At 44.7% G+C, this 20,277-nt stretch carries 17 protein-coding genes and 1 pseudogene; 17 read left to right on the forward strand and 1 reads right to left on the reverse strand.

Annotation, left to right across the window (positions count from 1 at the left end; all coding sequences use genetic code 11):
- Positions 1-50: 50 nt before the first annotated feature.
- Together MLD56_RS08765 and MLD56_RS08770 are read left to right on the forward strand one after the other, a co-directional pair.
- The gene (locus MLD56_RS08765; RefSeq protein WP_029516675.1) at positions 51-1,157 is read left to right on the forward strand and encodes a GntR family transcriptional regulator; all 1,107 of its coding nucleotides are present in this window, start codon (positions 51-53) and stop codon (positions 1,155-1,157) included.
- Between the two features lie 267 nt (positions 1,158-1,424).
- Positions 1,425-1,807, forward strand: a pseudogene (locus MLD56_RS08770) (ribulokinase); the annotation flags it as partial.
- A gap of 206 nt (positions 1,808-2,013) precedes the next feature.
- Here the strand turns inward: MLD56_RS08770 and MLD56_RS08775 are convergent.
- Positions 2,014-2,598: a helix-turn-helix domain-containing protein gene (locus MLD56_RS08775; protein WP_007429779.1), complete on the reverse strand. Its 585-nt coding sequence runs from the start codon at positions 2,596-2,598 to the stop codon at positions 2,014-2,016.
- 295 nt (positions 2,599-2,893) lie between these two features.
- Here MLD56_RS08775 and MLD56_RS08780 point away from each other — a divergent pair, with 295 nt between their 5' ends.
- From MLD56_RS08780 to MLD56_RS08850, 15 genes are all read left to right on the forward strand, one after another.
- The gene (locus MLD56_RS08780) at positions 2,894-6,133 is read left to right on the forward strand and encodes a hypothetical protein (protein WP_029516676.1); all 3,240 of its coding nucleotides are present in this window, start codon (positions 2,894-2,896) and stop codon (positions 6,131-6,133) included.
- A 71-nt stretch (positions 6,134-6,204) separates the two neighbouring features.
- The gene (locus MLD56_RS08785) at positions 6,205-11,214 is read left to right on the forward strand and encodes an RHS repeat-associated core domain-containing protein (protein WP_029516677.1); all 5,010 of its coding nucleotides are present in this window, start codon (positions 6,205-6,207) and stop codon (positions 11,212-11,214) included.
- Positions 11,211-11,765 carry a hypothetical protein gene (locus MLD56_RS08790; protein WP_029516678.1) on the forward strand — a complete coding sequence of 185 codons (555 nt, stop codon included), beginning with the start codon at positions 11,211-11,213 and terminating at the stop codon, positions 11,763-11,765. Before MLD56_RS08785 ends, MLD56_RS08790 begins: the two co-directional genes overlap by 4 nt.
- An 849-nt stretch (positions 11,766-12,614) precedes the next feature.
- The gene (locus tag MLD56_RS08795) at positions 12,615-13,751 is read left to right on the forward strand and encodes a polysaccharide deacetylase family protein (RefSeq protein ID WP_029516679.1); all 1,137 of its coding nucleotides are present in this window, start codon (positions 12,615-12,617) and stop codon (positions 13,749-13,751) included.
- Between the two features lie 206 nt (positions 13,752-13,957).
- Positions 13,958-14,383 (forward strand): phage holin family protein, encoded by a 426-nt coding sequence (locus MLD56_RS08800; protein WP_029516680.1) that lies wholly within the window; start codon positions 13,958-13,960, stop codon positions 14,381-14,383.
- A gap of 80 nt (positions 14,384-14,463) precedes the next feature.
- Positions 14,464-14,751, forward strand: coding sequence for a Dabb family protein (locus MLD56_RS08805; protein ID WP_013309679.1), 288 nt, complete (start codon positions 14,464-14,466; stop codon positions 14,749-14,751).
- Positions 14,752-14,774: 23 nt separating this feature from the next.
- The gene (locus tag MLD56_RS08810; protein ID WP_029516681.1) at positions 14,775-15,215 is read left to right on the forward strand and encodes a DUF86 domain-containing protein; all 441 of its coding nucleotides are present in this window, start codon (positions 14,775-14,777) and stop codon (positions 15,213-15,215) included.
- An 8-nt stretch (positions 15,216-15,223) separates the two neighbouring features.
- Positions 15,224-15,871, forward strand: coding sequence for a helix-turn-helix transcriptional regulator (locus MLD56_RS08815; protein ID WP_029516682.1), 648 nt, complete (start codon positions 15,224-15,226; stop codon positions 15,869-15,871).
- A 96-nt stretch (positions 15,872-15,967) separates the two neighbouring features.
- A complete protein-coding gene (locus MLD56_RS08820) occupies positions 15,968-16,291 on the forward strand; it encodes a YtxH domain-containing protein (protein WP_029516683.1) in 324 nt (107 codons plus the stop codon).
- 208 nt (positions 16,292-16,499) lie between these two features.
- On the forward strand, positions 16,500-17,309 hold the full coding sequence (racE, locus tag MLD56_RS08825; RefSeq protein ID WP_023987989.1) for a glutamate racemase: 810 nt from the start codon (positions 16,500-16,502) through the stop codon (positions 17,307-17,309).
- A gap of 117 nt (positions 17,310-17,426) precedes the next feature.
- Complete coding sequence (locus tag MLD56_RS08830; RefSeq protein WP_241113496.1) at positions 17,427-18,647, forward strand: M14 family metallopeptidase; 1,221 nt, start codon at positions 17,427-17,429, stop codon at positions 18,645-18,647.
- Between the two features lie 136 nt (positions 18,648-18,783).
- A complete protein-coding gene (locus MLD56_RS08835; RefSeq protein WP_029516685.1) occupies positions 18,784-19,050 on the forward strand; it encodes a hypothetical protein in 267 nt (88 codons plus the stop codon).
- Between the two features lie 140 nt (positions 19,051-19,190).
- Positions 19,191-19,493, forward strand: coding sequence for an iron-sulfur cluster assembly accessory protein (locus MLD56_RS08840; RefSeq protein ID WP_013370462.1), 303 nt, complete (start codon positions 19,191-19,193; stop codon positions 19,491-19,493).
- A gap of 23 nt (positions 19,494-19,516) precedes the next feature.
- Entirely contained in the window at positions 19,517-19,738 is a 222-nt protein-coding gene (locus tag MLD56_RS08845) for a YuzB family protein (RefSeq protein WP_007429791.1), read from the forward strand.
- A gap of 94 nt (positions 19,739-19,832) precedes the next feature.
- Positions 19,833-20,102 (forward strand): hypothetical protein, encoded by a 270-nt coding sequence (locus MLD56_RS08850; RefSeq protein ID WP_023987992.1) that lies wholly within the window; start codon positions 19,833-19,835, stop codon positions 20,100-20,102.
- Positions 20,103-20,277: the final 175 nt, after the last annotated feature.

Below are 20,277 nucleotides of genomic sequence, written 5' to 3' on the forward strand. Positions count from 1 at the left end.
TAATCGTGGAATATAAACAGGTACACGATATTGCGAGTACGGAGGAAATTATGGCGCCAAAATATATACAAGTTAAACAGGAAATTTTGTCCTGGATTCATTCATCCAGACTTGAGCCGCAAAGTCAGCTTCCATCTGAGCATGAAATGTCTGAACGTTTTGCCGTTAGTCGGCAAACGGTGCGTCAGGCGCTGGGTGAACTGGTGCAGGAAGGATGGCTGTTTCGAATGCAGGGCAAGGGAACCTTTGTCGCGACACGTGACAGTAAACAGCCCGAAGATCCAAAGATTATTGGAGTCATTACAACCTATATTTCGGATTATATTTTCCCATCCATTGTACAGGGAATTGAATCCAAATTGAGTCGCCAGGGCTACAAGATGCTGCTGTCAAGTACAGGTAATGACCCTGAGCAAGAAAGTCAGTGCCTGGAAATGCTGTTAAGTCAACCGCTGAGCGGAATTATTATTGAACCGACCAAAAGTGGAGAGCGTAACCCCAATCTGAACTATTATTTAACCGTGGAAAATCGCCAAATCCCTTATTTGATGATCAATGCGCGTTATGAGGAAATGGATGCGCCATGTCTGCGAGTAGATGATGAAAAGGGTGGTTTTTTGGCGGCCGAGCATCTGATTAAGCTGGGACATCGACGCTTGGCTGGATTTTTCAAAACCGATGATATGCAGGGGATTCTTCGTATGAAGGGATTTGTGGCCGCTCACCGCAAATACGGAGTGACATTACACCCGAACGCAGTAACGACTTACCGGACAGAAGAAAAAAATGAGATTCCGCTACAACGTGCGTCGAGGCTGCTGGCGATGGAGGCGGGAGAGCGTCCTACTGGATGGGTGACCTATAATGATGAGTTGGCTGTTCGACTCCTGGACATTGTACGTTCGGCGGGTCTGAATATACCCAATGATCTATCGCTGGTTGGGTTTGATGATTCGTTTTTGGCGACAGCAACAGAAATCAAGCTAACGACAATTCGGCATCCAAAGGAAGAATTGGGGCTACGTGCTGCCGATACCATGCTGTCGATGATTGAAGAGAAGGGGTACCATGAAGAAGATCGTCAGTTAATTCTACCGCCTGAGCTCATCGTTCGTGAATCTACAGGGCCTGTCCAGGTCATGCCTGGAGAACACTAGGCTGGGAGATCAGTCACTTTTATTACTTAACATGTAAGGACAGGTTAGTAAGTATACAGCTGTAACGCTTCATATTTGATGGGCATGGTTCTCGCCATACCGAACAGTCTGTTTTCTGGATTGCAGAAATAGACTGTTATTGTTATATCTTTTCTGAAAATAAGTACATAAATCTATCGAAAAAACATAAAAAGGTTAGCTAAGTTGTACGTACAAGTATATAATGAAAGCAGAACCAAGAATAAAGGGTCAATGCAATCGGTCTGTAACCGTTCTCTGTTGGTCGACACTAACCTGACAGGGCTTATTGTCGGGTATACGTTGCTGACGTAACCGGACGGGAATTTATTTAAGGTTGCAGCTTCCACCCAAACTCCTGCGCTGGGTGCGGCCATGTTCGCAGCAGTGGCTGCGGGAGCTTAAACTGGAGGTTACAATGATATCGTCGAAGCAGCGCGTCATATGGCCGTGTACGGGACGAGAACTTCAAACCGATCCCTGAGAACGCGGCCGTGTATGATAAGCTGTACGAGGAATACTGCCGTCTTCACGACTACTTTGGACGTGGAGGCAACCCGGTGATGAAAAAGCTAAAGTCCATTAAGGAAGAAGCTGGACGTTCAACTGAAGCGGTAAGCATTCATTCTTAAGATACTGATAAAATATAAGCAAGAAATATTTAAATGCTCTGTTATCTAAAAAGCACAGTACACCGAGGAATCGGTAGACTGTGCTTTTTGCATTTTATATTCTGTGAAATTACATGATGTGAAAGTCTCAGCGAATGAAAGATGGTAATGCGTTCCTTTCAAAGACTTTCATGAAAATTACAATCATTTCTCTTTTACGGACATTTTTACTTTTTCAGCATGGCATCAGCAAACAAAATGGATTTTGGAATACGGAAAAACTGTTCCGCCTGATCCTGGAAAGTTTGCGAAGGAACGGTACCCTGATGCAACCATTTCCGAAATGTACCGGGGTGAACTCCAATCCAATGACTCACATCGGTCACCGAAATATCATGTACCATGCATAGACCCGCCAAAATCCGATTTTTAACCGGAGAACGAGTCACAGTCCGTTTCATAAAACGGGACGGCGCTGGTTGACAGATGAGTGGTGAACGCCGGACAACCTCTTCATTAAATAGGATATGGTGCGGATAACCAAGTGTATTACATGTCTTTTCCAGATTAGTGTTGCCGGGAATGCGACCTTCATATACCCACGCACTGACACTACGGGAGGAAATGGAAAGCTCCTCGGCAAGTTGGGACAGTTTAATGTCATTAGCCATCAAAACGGCAAGCAAAACGCGATTGCGTACTTGACAGCGTGTTGGTTTACGAAAACGTTTGACACGCACGCCTTTTCCCAAATATTTGCGATTGATCAGAGACCACGCCTGAATGGAATGTTTATCTTGTTGTTTAGGCATATACCCTCCGATTTTTTTAAACACATACTACTATACCCGAAGGGGGGTTTGCAAGTGGCTCCTCTCCTGATTTTCTTTTAATCCCATGGGCTTAACCGGTTTATGGAAAATAAGGTCCATTTGGCCTATAAAAATGGAAGTTTAAGGTGCCGACATATTAAAATGTGACATTTTTAATGGAAATGGAGGTAACATGTTCTTCTCTTACAATTGTAAGGATGTACAGAGATAAAAGTGGGTCCTTGCAGCCCGACATGGATTTTTTTGACGAGAAAAAAGGAGGTTATACAGCTAGATGATTTGTAAAAAGGTAATGGTATGGTTTCTGACGGCACTTTTAGCAACAAACACTTTGCTGTGCTTGCCTAGTGTGGCAGGAGCGGAAAAACAAGATTTAAGGGACGGAGTACAACTGGATCAGGCAGGTTTGGTACAGGAGGAGCAGGAGCTTTCTGATGAAACAGTTTCTTTCAATCCGCCTACCTCTGCAACAAACAGCGTTTATAACGCACTCATGATGAGTTTGGCAGCGGTGGAGTATACGTCAATTGTTATCGAACCTGGGGAAACCTATGAATTCGAGAATACAGATACGATCAGTAAGTCCATATATAGCAACGCTTCTCAATCAAAAGGCATTTTGTACGATAGTGTAAGTTACAAAGAGGACGGAGACATCAGCACTGTCCATATGGACTATGGCATAAGCCCCATTGGTGTTCCTGGGGGAGGCACAGCGTTTATTACGAATACAGGAACAGCAGCATTAACCGTAAAAGTAACGGACGTCTTAACCTACAGTACATCGGAGGACCCGGCACTAGAGCGAGTTACGGTCTCTAAAAATGAAAGCTATCGGATTGTGAATGAAGGATGGACTGCCCGTTCGATTCAGCATGATGGGTCAAATGCAGACAATCGCCGTTTTGATTACGCAAAATACAAGGCAGACGGAACTTTATCCGCATCTGATCTTAATAGCATTGCTCATCCCTCTTTGGGTGATGGCGAGGAACTGATTATTACAGGTTCCACTGCCAATGCGGTTACCTTCGGATTTCCATACGGTAAATACAGTATAGAAAGCACCGGCGAGCCGGCTTATGCGCGGGTTACCCTAAATCAGGGAGAAAGCTACCAATTTATCAATGTGGGAACCCGATTGGATACGGTGGAAAGTGACGGTACATCTAAAGATAAACTTGACTATGTTGTTTATCTGGCAAACGGAACAGAGGCTTCACGCGGCAGTGGCACTACGGCGAAGCCGCAGATTGCTGTGGACAGATACGCGGTAATTACTCAGGTCACTGCAAACCCGGTGACATATGGGGCTCCATATCGCAATTTTATTGCCCGTCCAGTGGGTGGAGATGCAATCAGCCGTGTGGAGCTTGAGGTAGGCAAGAGCTACATTTTCCACAACAATGGTACGCTGGTGAATCCGATCTACAATAACTCCAAAAAGGTAGGAAGCTTGTTCGACTATGCTATTTACAAGCCGGATGGAACGGTAAATTCCTCTGGTTTTAACAGCCAGTCTGGTCCCATGATCCCGCCTTCGGGATATGCCATTGTGACTGTGATCGGTCCGAATCCTATTATCTTTGATTATACAGATGATTTTTCCTGGGAAACGAGTAGCCATCCTGCTTTCTTGCGGGTAACACTTTCGAAAGGTGAAAGTTATGCTTTTACCAATATTAGTGATCATTTGAGGAATCTGCACAGCACAGCCAAAACTGTTAAAGGAAAATTTGATGTGGTCCTGTATAAAGCAGATGATACAGAGCAATCCAGGCGCAATACCGGGAACTCAACCTTTTTGGTTGGTGCAGGTAAAAAGGCTAGTGTGACGGTAACCAGTGACACGCCAATCACGTTTGGGGGTATCTATCGGAGCTTTAAGGCCAGCGAAGATGATAATGGTATCGGGCAAACGACGCTGGAGCCGGGAGATTCGTATGAGTTTCGTAATCATGATAGTCAATCGAATTCATTGCGGCATGACAAAAGCAGTGGCAATGCACACTTTGATGCTGCAAGTTATAAAGTGCTTCGATTACTGACATCAGATCATTTCAACAATACAGTGGACCCAGAGATTGTCGCTGGCGGTAAAGCCATTGTCACCAATGTATCCGATCGGCCAATTACCTTTACCTATAGCAATAAGGTGGAGGCTTTGCTTAGCGGGCAGGCTGCCTTCCATCGAATTACACTAAAACGCGGTGAAGGCCGGAAATTTATAAATGTAAGCACTTTGGACAAGGCCCTAGACGTCATTTCAGTCAGCGGTATGAAGTGGAATTACATGAATTACAAGGCAGACGGGACGGTATACAGTCAGGCCAGTGATACGACTCAATTGCCGTTGGTACAGGCTGGAGGTTATGCCATTGTAACGACGGTCTCGGATGTACCCGTGACTTATGGAGCTGTGTTAGGAATATTCGACGTTGAGGATGCTCAGGTGCCGACAGGCAATCAGGTTACCATCAAGCAGGGAGAAAGCTATGTATTCCATAATGTTGGCTCACAGGCTTCCTCATTAACCACAGATGCTTCAAACGAAAGCCGTCTCTATGACTATGCCATGTATGGAGAAGGTAGCGGTGTGAATTCCAAGGTGGATAGGGCAGGTATGGATGCTTCTCTACCTGAAATCTCACTTGGAGCAGGAGGTACGCTTGTTGTAACCGTCACTTCGCCGCAAGCTGTAACCATTCATTTCAACAATGACATTAAAGCAGATCCAAGCACAGAACCAGCATTATTAAAAACGTCTTTGTCTGGCGGCAAGCAGGAAGTATGGATCAATCGCGGGAGCCAGGAAGCACCTGTTTTGACGAATGCGAAAGCAACGGGTGGAACATATCAGTTCACTGTTGCAGATCGTGCTGGAAAAGTGATTAGAGAACATAAAGAGGCGACAGATACTCAACAGCAAGTGCCAGCTAACGCAAATATTCATATTTCCGTAGCTGCAACTACTCCTGCTGTTAACTTTGGAGCGCCTTATCGTGTGTTTGCTGTAAAAAATAACGATGACAGCAAGCTGGACGAGCTAATTGAGCTTATAGATAAGGAAGCTGACTTTACGGTAGGCCAACAAGGGAAATATCGGTTTACACCCAAAGAAGACGGGATTTACCGTTTTGCGGTGAAGGAGAAATCCAACTTTGCTGCGCAGCAGCCAATTCTAGCCTTGTTTACGGACCCTGATTTTAGTAGTCAGCTTGTCTCCTCAACTGAGCAAGCACAAATATATGGTTGGGATTACACGGTCTTAGAGTATGAGATGAAGGCAGGTCAAACGGTTTATGTGAAGCTGTCAGAAATTAATAGCGGTGCATTACAAACTGTAATTAAGGCAGCCCATATGGCGCTTGGCAAAGATACTTCATACGAATACGGCAAAGGAAACCGACTGAATAAAGTTATTTTATTCACCGGTGATCAAATTCAATTGGATTATGATTTAAACGGAAACGTCATTAAACGGACAAAAAAGGTATTTCCTTTTACAGATTAAAAGGATGTCTTGGCTTCGGAAAAATATAACAGATCATTAGATGTATAGGCATTATTAATAGGGGTGAGCGAGTGTTTAAACGTTATATTTGTAGTCTACTATGTGTGCTGATGTTGCTGGGTCCATGGAGCACATGGGCATATGGAGAAGAAGGACACGGAGAGGCAGCAGCTTCTCAATCTTCTTCGTCTTCTACTCCGCAGATTATTACCAGAGCATGGCTTGCACAGCAAACAGGTAAGGATCAGGCTTGGGTCAATGCACAGTTATCCAAAGGCTATACCTTATATGATATTTATAAAGCATGGCAAAAAGATGGTGGAGAAAATTCATTACCAGAACAAAGTCCAAGCTTGTGGGTACAGCAGAATGAACTGACATTGGGCATAAATGCAAAGGTGGAGCCTTCCGATGAGTCGGCTGCGCTGAAGGAGGGTGAAAAGCCCGCTCAGGCTACCCAGGATGAAAAGGCAACTCAACATCCACTTGATAAGGAAGAGGGTAAAGAGCCGGCTCCAGACACGACTGAGATGGTTATCCCATCTATACCCCGAGTAAATGATTCCGTATATGCTCCGACTCCAGGAGAAAGCGGACTGATCGGGCAGGATTTATTTAAACAAAGTTTGTTGCAGGTATCAGCTACAACAGATGTGTATGCTCCTTTTGATCAGGCGGCGCTTGCACAAAGCAGGTTGAGTGATGATACGTCTCGTTATGGAATGGACTATGGTGACAACAGTGTGTCCACCGCTTCAGGACAGCTCGTTGTTCAAAATACGGATTTGGTACTGCCCGGGTCATTGCCCTTTGCATTGACTCGTGTGTATAACAGTTCATTGGCAAATAATCAGATTGGTGTGCAGCAAAATGAAGGGTTGTATACAAACACAAGTGCCATCCGCGAGGAAGAAGCAGCTTCTGGTCTGGGGAGAGGCTGGAAATGGGATCTTCCTCATATGCAGAAACAGGATGGTAAACGGTATTTGTATATTCCGGGAACAGGCTCCTATGAACTGAGAGATGATTTGCAGCTAGAAGGATATGCGTACAAAGATCTGAAGATCAGTACAGATCAAAGCGCAAGTGTGCAGGGAGTAAGCAGTGCATACAAAATAGCAGTGCTGAATGGAAATGACTATTATATCGATCAGGACGGTTATTTGATTTTAATCCAGGATGCGTATAAGAATCGGGTGGAGTTTGATTATACAAGTTCTGGTGGAGTAAAGCTTATTCGATCGATTCGAAACAGTGATGGCAAAGAGCTTGACTTCACTTACAATGCCGGGCAAATTGTTGTTAAAGAGCAGGGCACGGACCATCAGTACACCTATCGCCAAAGTGGCGAGGGAAGCAGCAAGGTGCTGTCAGAAGTATTGGATTCTCTTTCCCGAAGCACAAGCTATGCGTACACATTTATGGATGCTCCTTTTAATGTAGTCGTAAATGGTGAAGGAAAGACTGGAGCTCTACAATCCAATGAAACCGCGCTCCTTACACGAATTGTACGACCTACTTCATCGATTACAGACATTCGGTATGAAGCCTATAACAAGCAGATAGGCGTATACGGTACACAAGGCGTGTTTAAGGTGGCTTCACGCGCTGATATGTACAGTACAACTGCCGGCGATCGTTTTTTAAATAAACTTGATTTCGCGTATTCCGGAGAAGATCTAGCAAGTTATGGCAAAAATGCTGAGTGGACGGTGGTTGCTAAAGGGACGCGTACAACAGAAACCTTCCATTTTGGTAAAGTCTTTAGAGGTGATAATACACCAGACAAGCTTGTTCTTAACCGCTATGATCAAGAGGGTGATTCTACCGGCTATCATATAAACTACATATATAATGATGCCATGGACTGGAATTTGCCTGTGCAAATGCAAGAGTCGTATACGGAGGGAGGTTCTTCGTCAGAACCTGTAACCACCTCCTATGACTACAATGAATATGGTCTTCCACTAAAAGTATCCCAAAGTACTGGATTGGAGACTGTTCATACGTATAAAACCTCTAGTGAGCCTTTTTTCTGGATTCAACCTGCTCAGACAGTCAACAAAATAAGTGAAGGGAAAACGTTAACGACGGTTCGCACCTACAAGTCAGAGGGCAATTTGTATGAGCTAAAAAGCTATGAAGGCACAGAGCAAGGAAAGCTATTATCGCACAGCTCTACTTTTTACAATACAAAAGGGAATGTAAGCAGCCAGAAAATTCAAATTGATGACAGAAGCGATGCTAATGTGTCTATTGATTATGATTCTCCTTATGGTTCTTACCTCCCAACAAGGCAGCTTTTGCCTAAAGGTGTTGAGTATACGTATGATTACTATCCGACCGGAGAAATCAAGTCCCAAACAGATGCCAAGCGCAAAACGGAGTCTTATGTGTATGACGCAATGGGGCGTGTAACAAAGGTTACTTATCCGGACGGCACTCAAACTGTCGTGGTGTACAAGGATGATACGAATGATGTCACTGTTACCAGACCCGATGGCGTAAGCGTTGAAAGATTGTATAATCCGTTCGGGCAGATGCTCCAGCAGCAGGTGGATGATGCAATCTATGGTTATGGTTATGATGATAATGGAGATATGGTAGAAAGCACGGATGCTGAACAAGCAACCACTCGCTACGCCTACGATGCTTTTGGGCGACCTGTAAAGACGACCTATGCGGATGGAACAACAGATACCGTGGCGTATAATGCGGTGGATCGTACCGTTACTCAGACGGATGCCTCTGGCTACAGTATACGTGAAGTATCGGATGCTTTAGGTCGTGTGACCTCTACACAAGAGGCTAAAAATGGATCATTTCAGCCGCTGGAATCGTTAGCTTATAATTATGCGGATATGGTTACTAGCCGTACAGACGGTAACGGCCAACGTATGACCTATGATTACGATGCACTGGGACAAATGACCTCCGTCACAGATCCATCTGGACAAAAGACCAGCTATATGTATGATCTGGCCGGAAATTTGAAGACCGTTCAGTATCCTGATGGGCAAAAGAATATGTATTCCTATGATGAGCTGGGCAGACGTATGTTACTGGAAAAATCAAGCGGAGGAACAACGCTCAATATTTATGATACGGATGGAACCATCACTCGTATGCTGACAGGAAAATCGCAAGCGATTACCTTTCAATATAACTCGTACGGGCTGGTTACCGAAGCGGCGGGACCGGATTTTAAAACCAATTATACCTATGACCTTGCGGGACGCCGAACCAGCATGACAGATGGTCAGGGAACGACCACCTATGCCTATGATCCATCAGATGGGTCGTTGACTGGGCTGAAGTACCCTGATGGTACGCACATCAGCTATGAATACAACAAGCAGTCTCGTACAGGCTATGTGCTAACAGATGCTGCTGGCACGTCTATGCACGTTCAATCCAAGCTGGACAGTGTGGGCCGAGTTACCCAAATGGACATTAGCGCTGGGACAGGTGCGGCAAATGTACAGAGCTTGGGAGAAGCGAGTGCTGCTGGGGGCGGATCATTGGATCGAATGACGTTCGATTATGCTCCTAATGGTTTGCTGAAAAGCCAGTCTTCGAGCAGAGGGCTGAGTACGCGATTCAGCTACAACGGACTGGATTTATCCGGGGTTACGGTGGAGCACGGTGGTACGTCGCTACATCAATTTGGGTATGAACGGGATGGGAATAAAAACATCATCGGACGTACACAAAACGGAACAACAGACCAGTTTGGATATGACCCGTCAAACCGAATTGCCAGCGCAACCGCAAGTGAGAAGAATAAGACCTATGGCTACGATCCGAATGGAAACCGAAGCGCCGAAGGCAGTGGCAAAGTGTTCGGTATGAAGAACGCTGAATATACGTATGATTCTGTCAGCCGTCTGACAAAGGTGAGCGGTGAAGGCAAAGAGGTCGGGTACAGCTATAACGGAGACGGTCTACTGTACGAGCGTACAGAGGGCGGAAAAACGACTCGGTATTACTATGACGAAGAAGCGAAGCTGATTGCGGAAGCCGAGGTCCAAGGTGGAACAGCGAAGATCACGTACGCTTACGTATATGACTTATCCGGTCAACTGTGGGCTAGACAGGACAAGGCAAGCGGACAGTTGCAATACTATCAGTTGAATGGCCACGGTGATGTGGTAGGACTAAGTGATAGTTCGGGCAAGGAACTGAATAGCTACAGCTACGATATCTGGGGCGGCCCGGAGAAGGTCAAAGAGAACGTTCCGAACGTGCTGCGTTATGCTGGCGAGTATTGGGATGACACGGCTGGACTCCAGTACTTGCGGGCTCGCTGGTATGATCCGGGCACAGCCCGTTTTATGGGCGAGGATACGTACCAGGGCGAGATCAGCGATCCGCAAAGCTTGAACTGGTATGCGTATGCAAATAATAATCCGTTGAAGTACACTGATCCAAGTGGGCATATTCCTACTGCGAGGGAAGCCGCCGAAATGGCAGATGATATCTATAGTGCGACATTAAGTCTTAGAAGAAAAACACTTTTAGGTGATTGGAGATTGCATACTATTCTTTCAGGTTCAGAAGGATTAAAAATAGGTGTATATTTTAGAAACAAAAATGGCACGATGGAATACGCACTGGTTAACAAAGGTACTAGCACATGGGGAGACGCGGGTAATGATATCCAACAACCAGTAGGTTACTCAGATGACATGAGAGATTCGATTTTAAAATCTTCGTATTTTGTGGCTAATCATAAGGATAGTGAAATCACTATGGTGGGCCATTCAAAGGGTGGTGCTGAAGCAATTGCAAATGCAGTTGCAAATAATAAAAATGCCATTACATTTAATCCTGCAGTACCTTCACTAAGTAAATATGGTTTAAGTAATAAGAACTATACCGCAAACGCAATAAATTTTGTAGTTACGAATGAAATTTTGAATAAGACTTTGGGTACAGTAGACACTGGAACAACGAATTACTTACCTACGCAGTATAAAATTAAGTGGTGGCACTCTGATGCATATAAGACTTGGCAAATGATCAGAAATCATAAAATGGGTTCAGTAAAGAATGCTTTGAAGGAGGATGGATATAAATGAAAGTGAGAAAATCAATGTTATTACTAAGCATTCCGTTGTTGTTGGCATTTGCAATCGTAGTGTACATTGCTTTACCTTGGCTTCTAATATTCATAGGGATTCAATTAGAACCAAATCCTTCACGTCCTGAAATTACATATGGGAAATTTCCATTTCGTTTGGAATATGAAATTAACGGACAACGAAAGGTTATTCAAGATACTTTAATATGCGAATATGATGGCATTGGTTCAGATGAAGGTCGAGGCAAATATCGTAAGTGGAAGGAAAGATTAGCTAGCGGAAATGAAAGAATAACGTTACTAAAAGTCGATGACACAAAGGAAATATACTATAGTCCAGGAAATGCAAATTACTATATGGGCGATTTGGACGATCCTGGAGAGTATGAGCATTACTTTCCTGATGCTCTGCTTATTGAAAGAGACAACATAGGAGCCAATACTGGAATAATTCTTGCAGATGAATTACTTGATAAATACCGTATTAAACTGATAAGTTGGGATTATACCCCACCAATCAAAAATAATTTTTCTGCAACTAAAAAATAAGAGGAAAATGAAAATTTTCGTTTTTCGAGAAGGGGCTTTATTAAACCACAAACGGGACTAATTCTCGCTTGTTCTAGCAATAACCAGTTGTCAACGAGTGTACTTTATGTCACAATCAAAGCCACAATGGACAACTGTCTGAGTAACTTAAAACAAATTTATAAAGCACTTGAAACCCTTTGGTGATTTCAGGTGCTTTTTTACGTCCCCGTATAATTCTATAAGTCTAGTAACATAACTATGACATTTGGGGGGATATAGCTTCTTCACAGGAGAATGCATACAATCCATTCCGTTACTCGGGTGAGCTATGGGACAGTACCACAGAACTTCAATATTTGCGAGCCAGATGGTTGTGATTCCGCAAACGGCAGGTTTATTAATGAGGACACGCATAGAGGCGATCCCAATGATCCGCTGTGTTGATGTAAGTGGAACTATATGGGTTAAATAATACTCCTTTTTGACACTCCATTTTCTATTAGAAACCCAGAATATTCAGTCAGATACCACTGTATCTATCTCCAAGTACCTTACCTTCATTTTCTTCAGGTAGTCTCTAGTTCTATCAAAATTTATTCACAACTTTGTAACTTTATCTGGCGGTGGGGTTGCGAGATTGTTTTCAAATTGTTTTACTATATTTACCTACTATAGTCTGTTAATCTATTAATATATACAGGGGGAACGAAAAGACGTCCGGTTCAGTCGGTTGAGATGCGTTTATGTTCTATATGTTGAGTGAATGTCTATATTGTCATGTCTATATCGTCATGTCTGTATAACTTCATAGACAAGCTAGAGATAGCTCCCGCACATTATAAAATACAGCACAGGATGGTGTAATGAATGAAGCTTTTAAATGCAAAATGGATGGCTGTATGCTTGATGGCAATCTGTTGTTTGGGTTTGCTAGGTATACATACGAATACAGCGAGTGCACAAGCGCAGGCTCCTTTGCTTGGGGTCAATGACGTGTTACTAGATTCGAATACGGTTAAGCCCGTAATGGAAAATGATAAGTTGTATGTACCTGTCGTGACATTAGGGCAAAAGATGGGCATTTCTACTTCGGCTAGCGGCAACACATTGGTGCTGACTGGACATAATCGCAGCTTTACGCTGGATTTGAACAAGGGGGATGTGTTCGAGCGTGGAGGACGCACGTTGGTGCCAATTCGCACTTTGACCGATGCATTCGGCTTCACTATTACGGTTCCTACAAGTAATCTGTATCGAATTCAGAATGCAAACGCTAGTTTGTCTGATGCTCAGTTTTTGAATACATTCGCGGCAGAAATTAAACAGTATGCAGCTGTCGAACCGGGCAAAGCCAGCAATACAGGCAACAAGGGAACTGCCTCATCATCCAGCCGTACGATTTATTTGAGCTTCGATGATGGTCCTACGGCGCATACGTCGCAGCTGCTGGATATTTTAGATAAATATAATGCGAAGGCTACTTTCTTCATGCTGGGACCTGAAATTCGCCAACATAGCGCAGTGATGAAGAGAATGGTAGACGCAGGGCATGGTTTGGGCCTCCATGGGATGACACACCAGGTGAAAAAGATCTATGCATCCTCGGCAGCAGCATTGGCAGAGATGAATCAGGATAACGACATTTTATTTAAGGCCACAGGGAAACGCACTTCTTTGATTCGTACACCTTATGGCAGCAAACCGTATTTGAAGAAAGCATATCGTGATCAACTGACGGGTGCAGGTTATCATATTTGGGACTGGAACATCGATTCGAATGATTGGCGTTATACTAAAAATCCGCAGCATTTTGTACAGACAGTCCTCAGTGATATTAAGAGACTGAAAAAGCAAGGCAGAACACCAGTCGTTCTTATGCATGATAAGCCATCTACGATCAAGGTGCTTCCACAAATCATGGCGGCCTTGCAGAAAGAAGGATATTCGTTCGAGCCGTTGAATGATAACCTGACTCCGCTTAATTTTTGGAATGATCATCGTTAATTGAATAGCATGAAAGAAAAGGCACCTTTTCAACCATTTGTATAGTGGTTTGGAAGGTGTCTTTTTGTTGTATTTGCTCGAAAATGTGAAGTTTGCAGCATGGTTTATATGAATCTATGAATTCATGTCTATGCACAGGTCATATGACTTTACGGGTTATCACGTCGCTGCATATATTACAGTAACCGCCCCGAGAGGAGGAAGGTATGAATATTAATCCGAGTATGTTTAGTATGATTTGTGCTACCGCAGGAGCCTTTATTACGTTTGCCTTTGGCGGCTGGAATCAGCTAATGGTGCTATTCACGGTTGCAATGGCTGTCGATTATGTGACTGGAGTCGCCGCAGCAATTAAGACTGGGCAAGGTTTAAGCAGTAAAGCCGGCTTTTGGGGGTTGGCGAGAAAGGCTTTAATGCTAATGGTAATTTCTTTGGCGCATCATGTGGACCTCCTGATGGGTACCGAAATCATGAAAGGGGCGGCAACGTACTTTTATTTATCCAATGAATTGATCTCTATTACGGAAAACTGTTCACGAATGGGTTTACCGCTCCCACCGAAGCTCAAGAATTTTTTTGCCCTATTAAAGGACAAGGAGTCTGATGGAAAAAATGGTGGAAAAGATCGCTAGAATTGCAAAGTTTCTTTCCGTATGTGGGGCGTTATGATAAAATTTTCAAGAGAACATTTTAAGATAAGGAGCCTATACGCATGATTAAACATATTGTTTTGTTCAAATTGAAAGACCGCTCCCCCGAAAGCATTGAGCACACAGCATCCATTTTGCGCAGCATGAACGGCAAAATCAAAGAGCTGCTGTCACTCGAAGTAGGTACGGATGTGATTCGTTCGGAACGTTCTTATGATATTTCCCTTACCGCTGTTGTCGAAACACTGGAGGATTTGCAAACGTATCAGGTACACCCTGTGCACCAGGAAATTATTGTACACATGAATGAAGTGAAGGATGTATCTATCGCAGTTGATTATGAAATCTAAAGCGGTACTGGAGGTGCAGGACCTTGTATTATGTCAACCGGGAACAAATTGAGCTTCGACTAGGGGCTGTTCCCGACATTGTCGCCGGACTTCGCCAGACTTCTGCTTCCTGGAACGGCGATCTGTTGCAGGGGCTAGTGCAGGAGCGCTGTCTTCATCTGGCCATTGAGACGGTAACGGACGTAGGAAGCTATATCATCGACGGATTTATTATGCGTGACGCCAGTAGCTATGAGGATATTATCGGTATCATTCATGAGGAAGGTGTACTGGATGATACCGTATTTCATTCGCTAGTAGAGCTGGTAGGCTTACGTAAACCCTTAGTGCAGGAGTATTTCCATTGGGACCGGACAAGCCTTCACCCGCTTACAACAAAGCTGCCTGGGTTGCTGGAGCTTTTTGCATCTAACGTGCATGATTATTTAAATAAGGAATTGGGTCACCAGCCCGAGGGAGTGTAAAGGCAAAAGTGACGGATAAGTATATCGTACCCGAAATGCCCACTAGGCGCATGATCATGACACTATTGAAAACCCAGGGACCTGTGGGCGTCGGAAGCTTGGCAGCTCAATTAGGCATTACCGAAATGGGAGTGCGTAGGCATCTCAAATTGATGGAGCAGGATGGCCTGATCGTGGCTACAATCGTGAGACAGGCGATGGGACGCCCGACGTTTTTGTACAGCCTGAGCGAGCAGGGAAGCGAGCAGTTTCCACGTAATTATGATCATTTGTTACTGGAACTGTTAGAGGAACTCGATGAAGAACAGGGAATGGAAGCTGTTTACTCGCTGTTTGATGGTAGAAAACGTAAAATGATGAAGCGTTACGCCCCTCATATAGAGGGGGAGACTACACTGGCTTCACGTGTGGAAAAGCTTTCGGGCATCCAGAATGCTTCCGGATATATGGCAGAGTGGCGCGAGGAAGAGGATGGTAGCTACTCTATTGTGGAATACAATTGTCCTATCTCTCAAATTGCAGGCCGTTACCGCAAGGCTTGTGAATGCGAGCAGCAAATGTTTGAGGAGCTACTTGATGCCGAGGTTGTTCGTGAGGATTGTTTGGCAGATGGGGGCCGTTGCTGCCTGTATCGTATCCGCTCTAAAAAAAAGTAAAACTTTTCAGGCTTGTTTTCTGTATCATGACAAGCTCCCCATGCTTATAATGCACTAACAGATGGGCATTCGCCCGGGCACAAGGGAGAGATGATGATGGAGGAGAACTGCAAAAGTTTTATCCGAGGCGCGTTGGCAGGCAGCATTGTTGGTTCGGTTGCTGCTTTATTATTTGCCCCTAAGTCAGGTCGTGAGCTGCGTCAGAATATTACAGATCAGGCGCGCAACGTAAGTGATAAGGGACAGGAGCTAGCGGGGAAAATTTCAGACACCTCAATTGAGTATACTGACAAAATTAAGGAGACAGCCTCAGCCGTCATTCATGAAATTGGGCAATGGCGTAAAAAAGGTGAAATGATTCCTGAGGTTAGTATTTCATCAGCGACTGCTCAAGAAGATACGGAAAAAGATACGCTGTAACGGTCTGTAAAAAATAGGTGAAACACTGAATACAGTTTGAATTCGTGGCTTCTCCCGTTGGGATGGAGCCTTTTTATTGATCACTTCCTCGTTTTAGGGTAATCTTTTGGGGTACCTTTTACACTGATACGACATAAGGTATGTAGCAACGGATAGCTTTCCGAGATGAAATAACTCATATTTGAACAAAAAAGGAAGCGGTGTGTACGTGCAGCAAGCGATTGCAATATTGGATTCCGGTGTAGGAGGTTTGACGGTTGTAAAAGAAGTCATGCGTCAGCTTCCACGGGAAAAAATCATTTATTTTGGAGACACTGCGCGCACTCCGTATGGCCCCCGACCATCGGAAGAGGTTAAAAAATTTACAGAGCAAATGGTTGATTTTCTGATTCAATTTGATCCGAAAGTCATTATTATTGCTTGTAACACGGCTACTGCCGCGGCATTGGACTATATAAGCCAAAAGGTATCCATTCCGGTGATCGGAGTCATTCACCCCGGGGCTCGTGCTGCGATTAGCGCGACTGCTACCGGGCATGTCGGGGTGATTGGGACTGTCGGTACGATTCGAAGCGGAGCGTATACAGCTGCGCTCAAGCAATTGTCTCCTTACGTAGACGTGGTGAGCCATGCTTGTCCTGCGCTTGTTCCATTGGTGGAGCAAGGGTTATTTCGCTCTAAGACGACATCGCAGGTTGTGGAGGAGACATTGAGGCCTATTCAAACGTATCCGATTGATTGTTTGATTCTTGGTTGTACGCATTATCCTTTTTTGAAGGAAACGATTCAAGAAGTCATGGGGCCTGCAGTAAAGCTCATTAGCTCGGCAGATGAAACGGCGCGTGAGACGAGTACCATTTTGTATAACAAAGGCAAGTTGGAAGCTGGGGATGAAACGCCGGTACATCAGCTTTTTTGTTCCGGTGATCCTGAATTGTTCCAGCGCATTGCCGCACAGTGGCTCGGGGAGCAAATTCGCCAAACGCCTGTCGTCTGGCAAGTCACCAATTTGGATTAACGAGACAGCCGACTTTTTGTCATTGGACAAAAGAAGTCGGCTGTTTTGCTTTTCGCTACATCAAGACACGCCGCGTTTGCATAACATGCAGTAAGGCAGATGGAAGGGGCGTAGAAGATGAGGGAATATATCGTTCGAAAAGGAGATACATTACACCGGGTCGCCTCGGCTTTTAAACTATCGGCGGATACTTTAATCGTAGATAATCCGTGGGCCGCCACGCAACCCTATCTGATTAGTGGTCAAGTGTTATATATTCGTCCGTCTACGGATCGTAAATACGTTATTCAGCCTGGTGAGTATGCAAGACAGATTGCCAAGCAGTTTGGTGTGGAGCTTAATGAGTTACGGCTAGCCAACCCCGGACTTGCGGAGCATGATTTTATGGAAGGAAAAACTATTGTTATTCCTGAAGACCATCAGGATCAGATTGTACGATTACGTGGAGAGTATGGATATGAAGATTTAAAGGAAGACCTAGCGGCCTTAGCCCGCAGATATCCGTTTATTGAAGTTGGCAGCATTGGAACCAGTGTCATGGGGAAGGATATTCCTTATGTACGTATTGGGCAGGGAACGCGTAAAATTCACGCCAATGCTTCAGTTCATGCTAATGAATGGCTGACGACGCCTTGTTTGCTGCGTTTTATAGAGCAATATGCACAAGGGATCGGTGGGACTGAAGAACATGTAGTGGCCACTCAATGGGTGTATGGAGGTTCTCCGCGGGATTTGCTGGAGCATACATCCTTATGGGTGGTTCCGATGGTCAACCCGGATGGGGTAGAGCTGGTGCAACAAGGTATACTCCCAACTCATCCGTTGTATCATGACCTCAAAAAGTGGAATGAAGGACGTGCTGATTATCGCGGTTGGAAGGCCAATATTCGTGGTGTCGACCTCAACGATCAATTTCCGGCATATTGGGAAGAAGAGGTGCGCAGACGCGGTAAAACAGGTCCGTCTCGACGAGACTATGCAGGGCCTGCACCTTTGTCTGAACCAGAGTCTAAGGCGCTTGCCGATCTAACGGAGCGCGAACAGTTCGACATGGTGTTATCCATACACAGTCAGGGACAGGAGATCTATTGGAATTATCGGGATCTAGAGCCTAAGGAGAGCCGAGATTGGGCCTTACGGCTAGCTGCCGCAACAGGTTACCGGGCGGTAAAGCTGGGTGGGAGCGATGCAGGGTACAAGGATTGGTTTATACAGCGATTTGGTAAACCGGGGTTTACCGTTGAAGTCGGTCTAGGCGTAAATCCGCTGCCCATGCGTGATTACGATGATATTGCAGCAGAAGTGGGCATGTTAATGGCAACAGTGCTGTCATGGTAAAAAATTCGGCCTACTGAAACGTATCGAATCATTTGCACGTATTAGGAGGAACACGTTTTTTATAAGTGTTCCTCTTTACATGTCCCTTCAATGGGGTATATATACTTAGGAGCATTGGAAATGGAGTGAACAACCTATGAAGTGGAAAAGATTACTATCTCTCCGTCAATGGTCACATGTATTTCGTCGTATGCCCCGATTGATTACTTCATCAAGGATTCCGCTGGGAGAAAAATTACTCTTTGCGGTGCCTGTGTTGCTCTATTGGGTATTACCTGATGTCATGCCATTTATGCCCATCGACGATATTGGTGTTACGCTATTGCTTATGAATTGGTTTGTCACCCGTGCCGAACGAAAATATCCAGATGTGCTTGAAAAGCAACATGTACGTGTTCGGTAGATAAGCTTATGAATTTCGTGATTGCGATTTTTCGCGATTTTCTTTACAATAGGAATATTGCCTTTTGCTATGCTAAACATAATTGTGATTTATCCAATAAACCACATTTCATTTAATGAATATGAAGGAGATGAAGTTTGATGAACTGCAAAATTACTCGTAACGCAGCTAAAGTATTGAAACTTGAACTGGATAAGGAAGAGAACCAAGGGAAGAGCCTGCGCGTTGTTATTACTCATGCTCATGGAGATCATGCTCATTACGGGCTGGATTTGGACACGCCTAAAGAAACAGATACTGTCGTATCTACAGATAAAGGCATTGACGTAATTTTGGAAAGCGGCCAGCCGCTGCTGGATGGTGTGAAAATTGATTACTTGTACTTCCCCGAAGAAGGATTTGTCATTACTAACCCTTCCCAAGGTAATCACGGCGACCACTAAGCCGGAGCTCGGAGGGATGACAGATGGCCAACGATATTCGCGTATGTGATGAATGCAATCATATTCGCTTGAAAACAATCTTGCCCAAGTTGCAAAAGATGGCACCAGATGCCGAGATCAAAATCGGCTGCAAATCGTATTGCGGTCCTTGTGGGAAACGGGCGTTTGTGTATGTGAACGGACGTTATGTGAGTGCGGCCACGGAGGATGAAGTATTGGAGAAGGCTGCGCGCTTTATCAAATAGTTCCAGTACGCAGCATTCGCAATTTTTGAATAGTTCCCCTTCTTCTGATCCATGCTAATGGATGTAGACCACTGCCCAGAAGGAGGAGTGACTCATGGCCCAATATGATTCCAATCTCGACAATCACAGTGTTGAGGCTCAAACACAAAACTCGGTGGACAGGCTCCACAATGCCGTCTCTCAGGCATTGTCACATCCAGCTGAGCAACTGATTGAACAGGCGGAGCAGTCTCGCACTCATGCTGAACATGCCATACAGCAGGCGAAGGATAGCCTTGGTGACGACTCAGTAGAAGTTGCGGAGGACATGCTTGGTGAAGAGGTACAACGGCTTGAACAGGCCAAAAAAACGTTGCGTTCCTAAGCATTTGTGACTGGTAACAACGAGCGCAGTCGAGTGACAATCCATAAAAAAGCACGATCCACAGCACTTACAAGCCGATGGATCGTGCTTTTTTGTTATATACAGAGTAGTTATGCGGCGACATCGTTAAAGGGGTTTGGGAAGATGCTGTATCAGCAACCTCCCACATAAAGTC

The sequence above is a fragment of the Paenibacillus peoriae genome, from assembly GCF_022531965.1.
GTDB classification, from domain to species: Bacteria; Bacillota; Bacilli; order Paenibacillales; family Paenibacillaceae; genus Paenibacillus; species Paenibacillus polymyxa_D.

What these genes read in the sequence shown, in the direction of transcription:
- MLD56_RS08790 (WP_029516678.1), top strand. Translation starts at nt 11,211, where the DNA reads ATGAAAGTGAGAAAATCAATGTTATTACTAAGCATTCCGTTGTTGTTG.
- MLD56_RS08780 (WP_029516676.1), top strand. Translation starts at nt 2,894, where the DNA reads ATGATTTGTAAAAAGGTAATGGTATGGTTTCTGACGGCACTTTTAGCA.
- MLD56_RS08775 (WP_007429779.1), bottom strand. Translation starts at nt 2,598, where the DNA reads ATGCCTAAACAACAAGATAAACATTCCATTCAGGCGTGGTCTCTGATC.
- MLD56_RS08840 (WP_013370462.1), top strand. Translation starts at nt 19,191, where the DNA reads ATGAACTGCAAAATTACTCGTAACGCAGCTAAAGTATTGAAACTTGAA.
- MLD56_RS08795 (WP_029516679.1), top strand. Translation starts at nt 12,615, where the DNA reads ATGAAGCTTTTAAATGCAAAATGGATGGCTGTATGCTTGATGGCAATC.
- MLD56_RS08820 (WP_029516683.1), top strand. Translation starts at nt 15,968, where the DNA reads ATGGAGGAGAACTGCAAAAGTTTTATCCGAGGCGCGTTGGCAGGCAGC.
- MLD56_RS08850 (WP_023987992.1), top strand. Translation starts at nt 19,833, where the DNA reads ATGGCCCAATATGATTCCAATCTCGACAATCACAGTGTTGAGGCTCAA.
- MLD56_RS08800 (WP_029516680.1), top strand. Translation starts at nt 13,958, where the DNA reads ATGAATATTAATCCGAGTATGTTTAGTATGATTTGTGCTACCGCAGGA.
- MLD56_RS08765 (WP_029516675.1), top strand. Translation starts at nt 51, where the DNA reads ATGGCGCCAAAATATATACAAGTTAAACAGGAAATTTTGTCCTGGATT.
- MLD56_RS08805 (WP_013309679.1), top strand. Translation starts at nt 14,464, where the DNA reads ATGATTAAACATATTGTTTTGTTCAAATTGAAAGACCGCTCCCCCGAA.
- MLD56_RS08845 (WP_007429791.1), top strand. Translation starts at nt 19,517, where the DNA reads ATGGCCAACGATATTCGCGTATGTGATGAATGCAATCATATTCGCTTG.
- MLD56_RS08835 (WP_029516685.1), top strand. Translation starts at nt 18,784, where the DNA reads ATGAAGTGGAAAAGATTACTATCTCTCCGTCAATGGTCACATGTATTT.
- MLD56_RS08830 (WP_241113496.1), top strand. Translation starts at nt 17,427, where the DNA reads ATGAGGGAATATATCGTTCGAAAAGGAGATACATTACACCGGGTCGCC.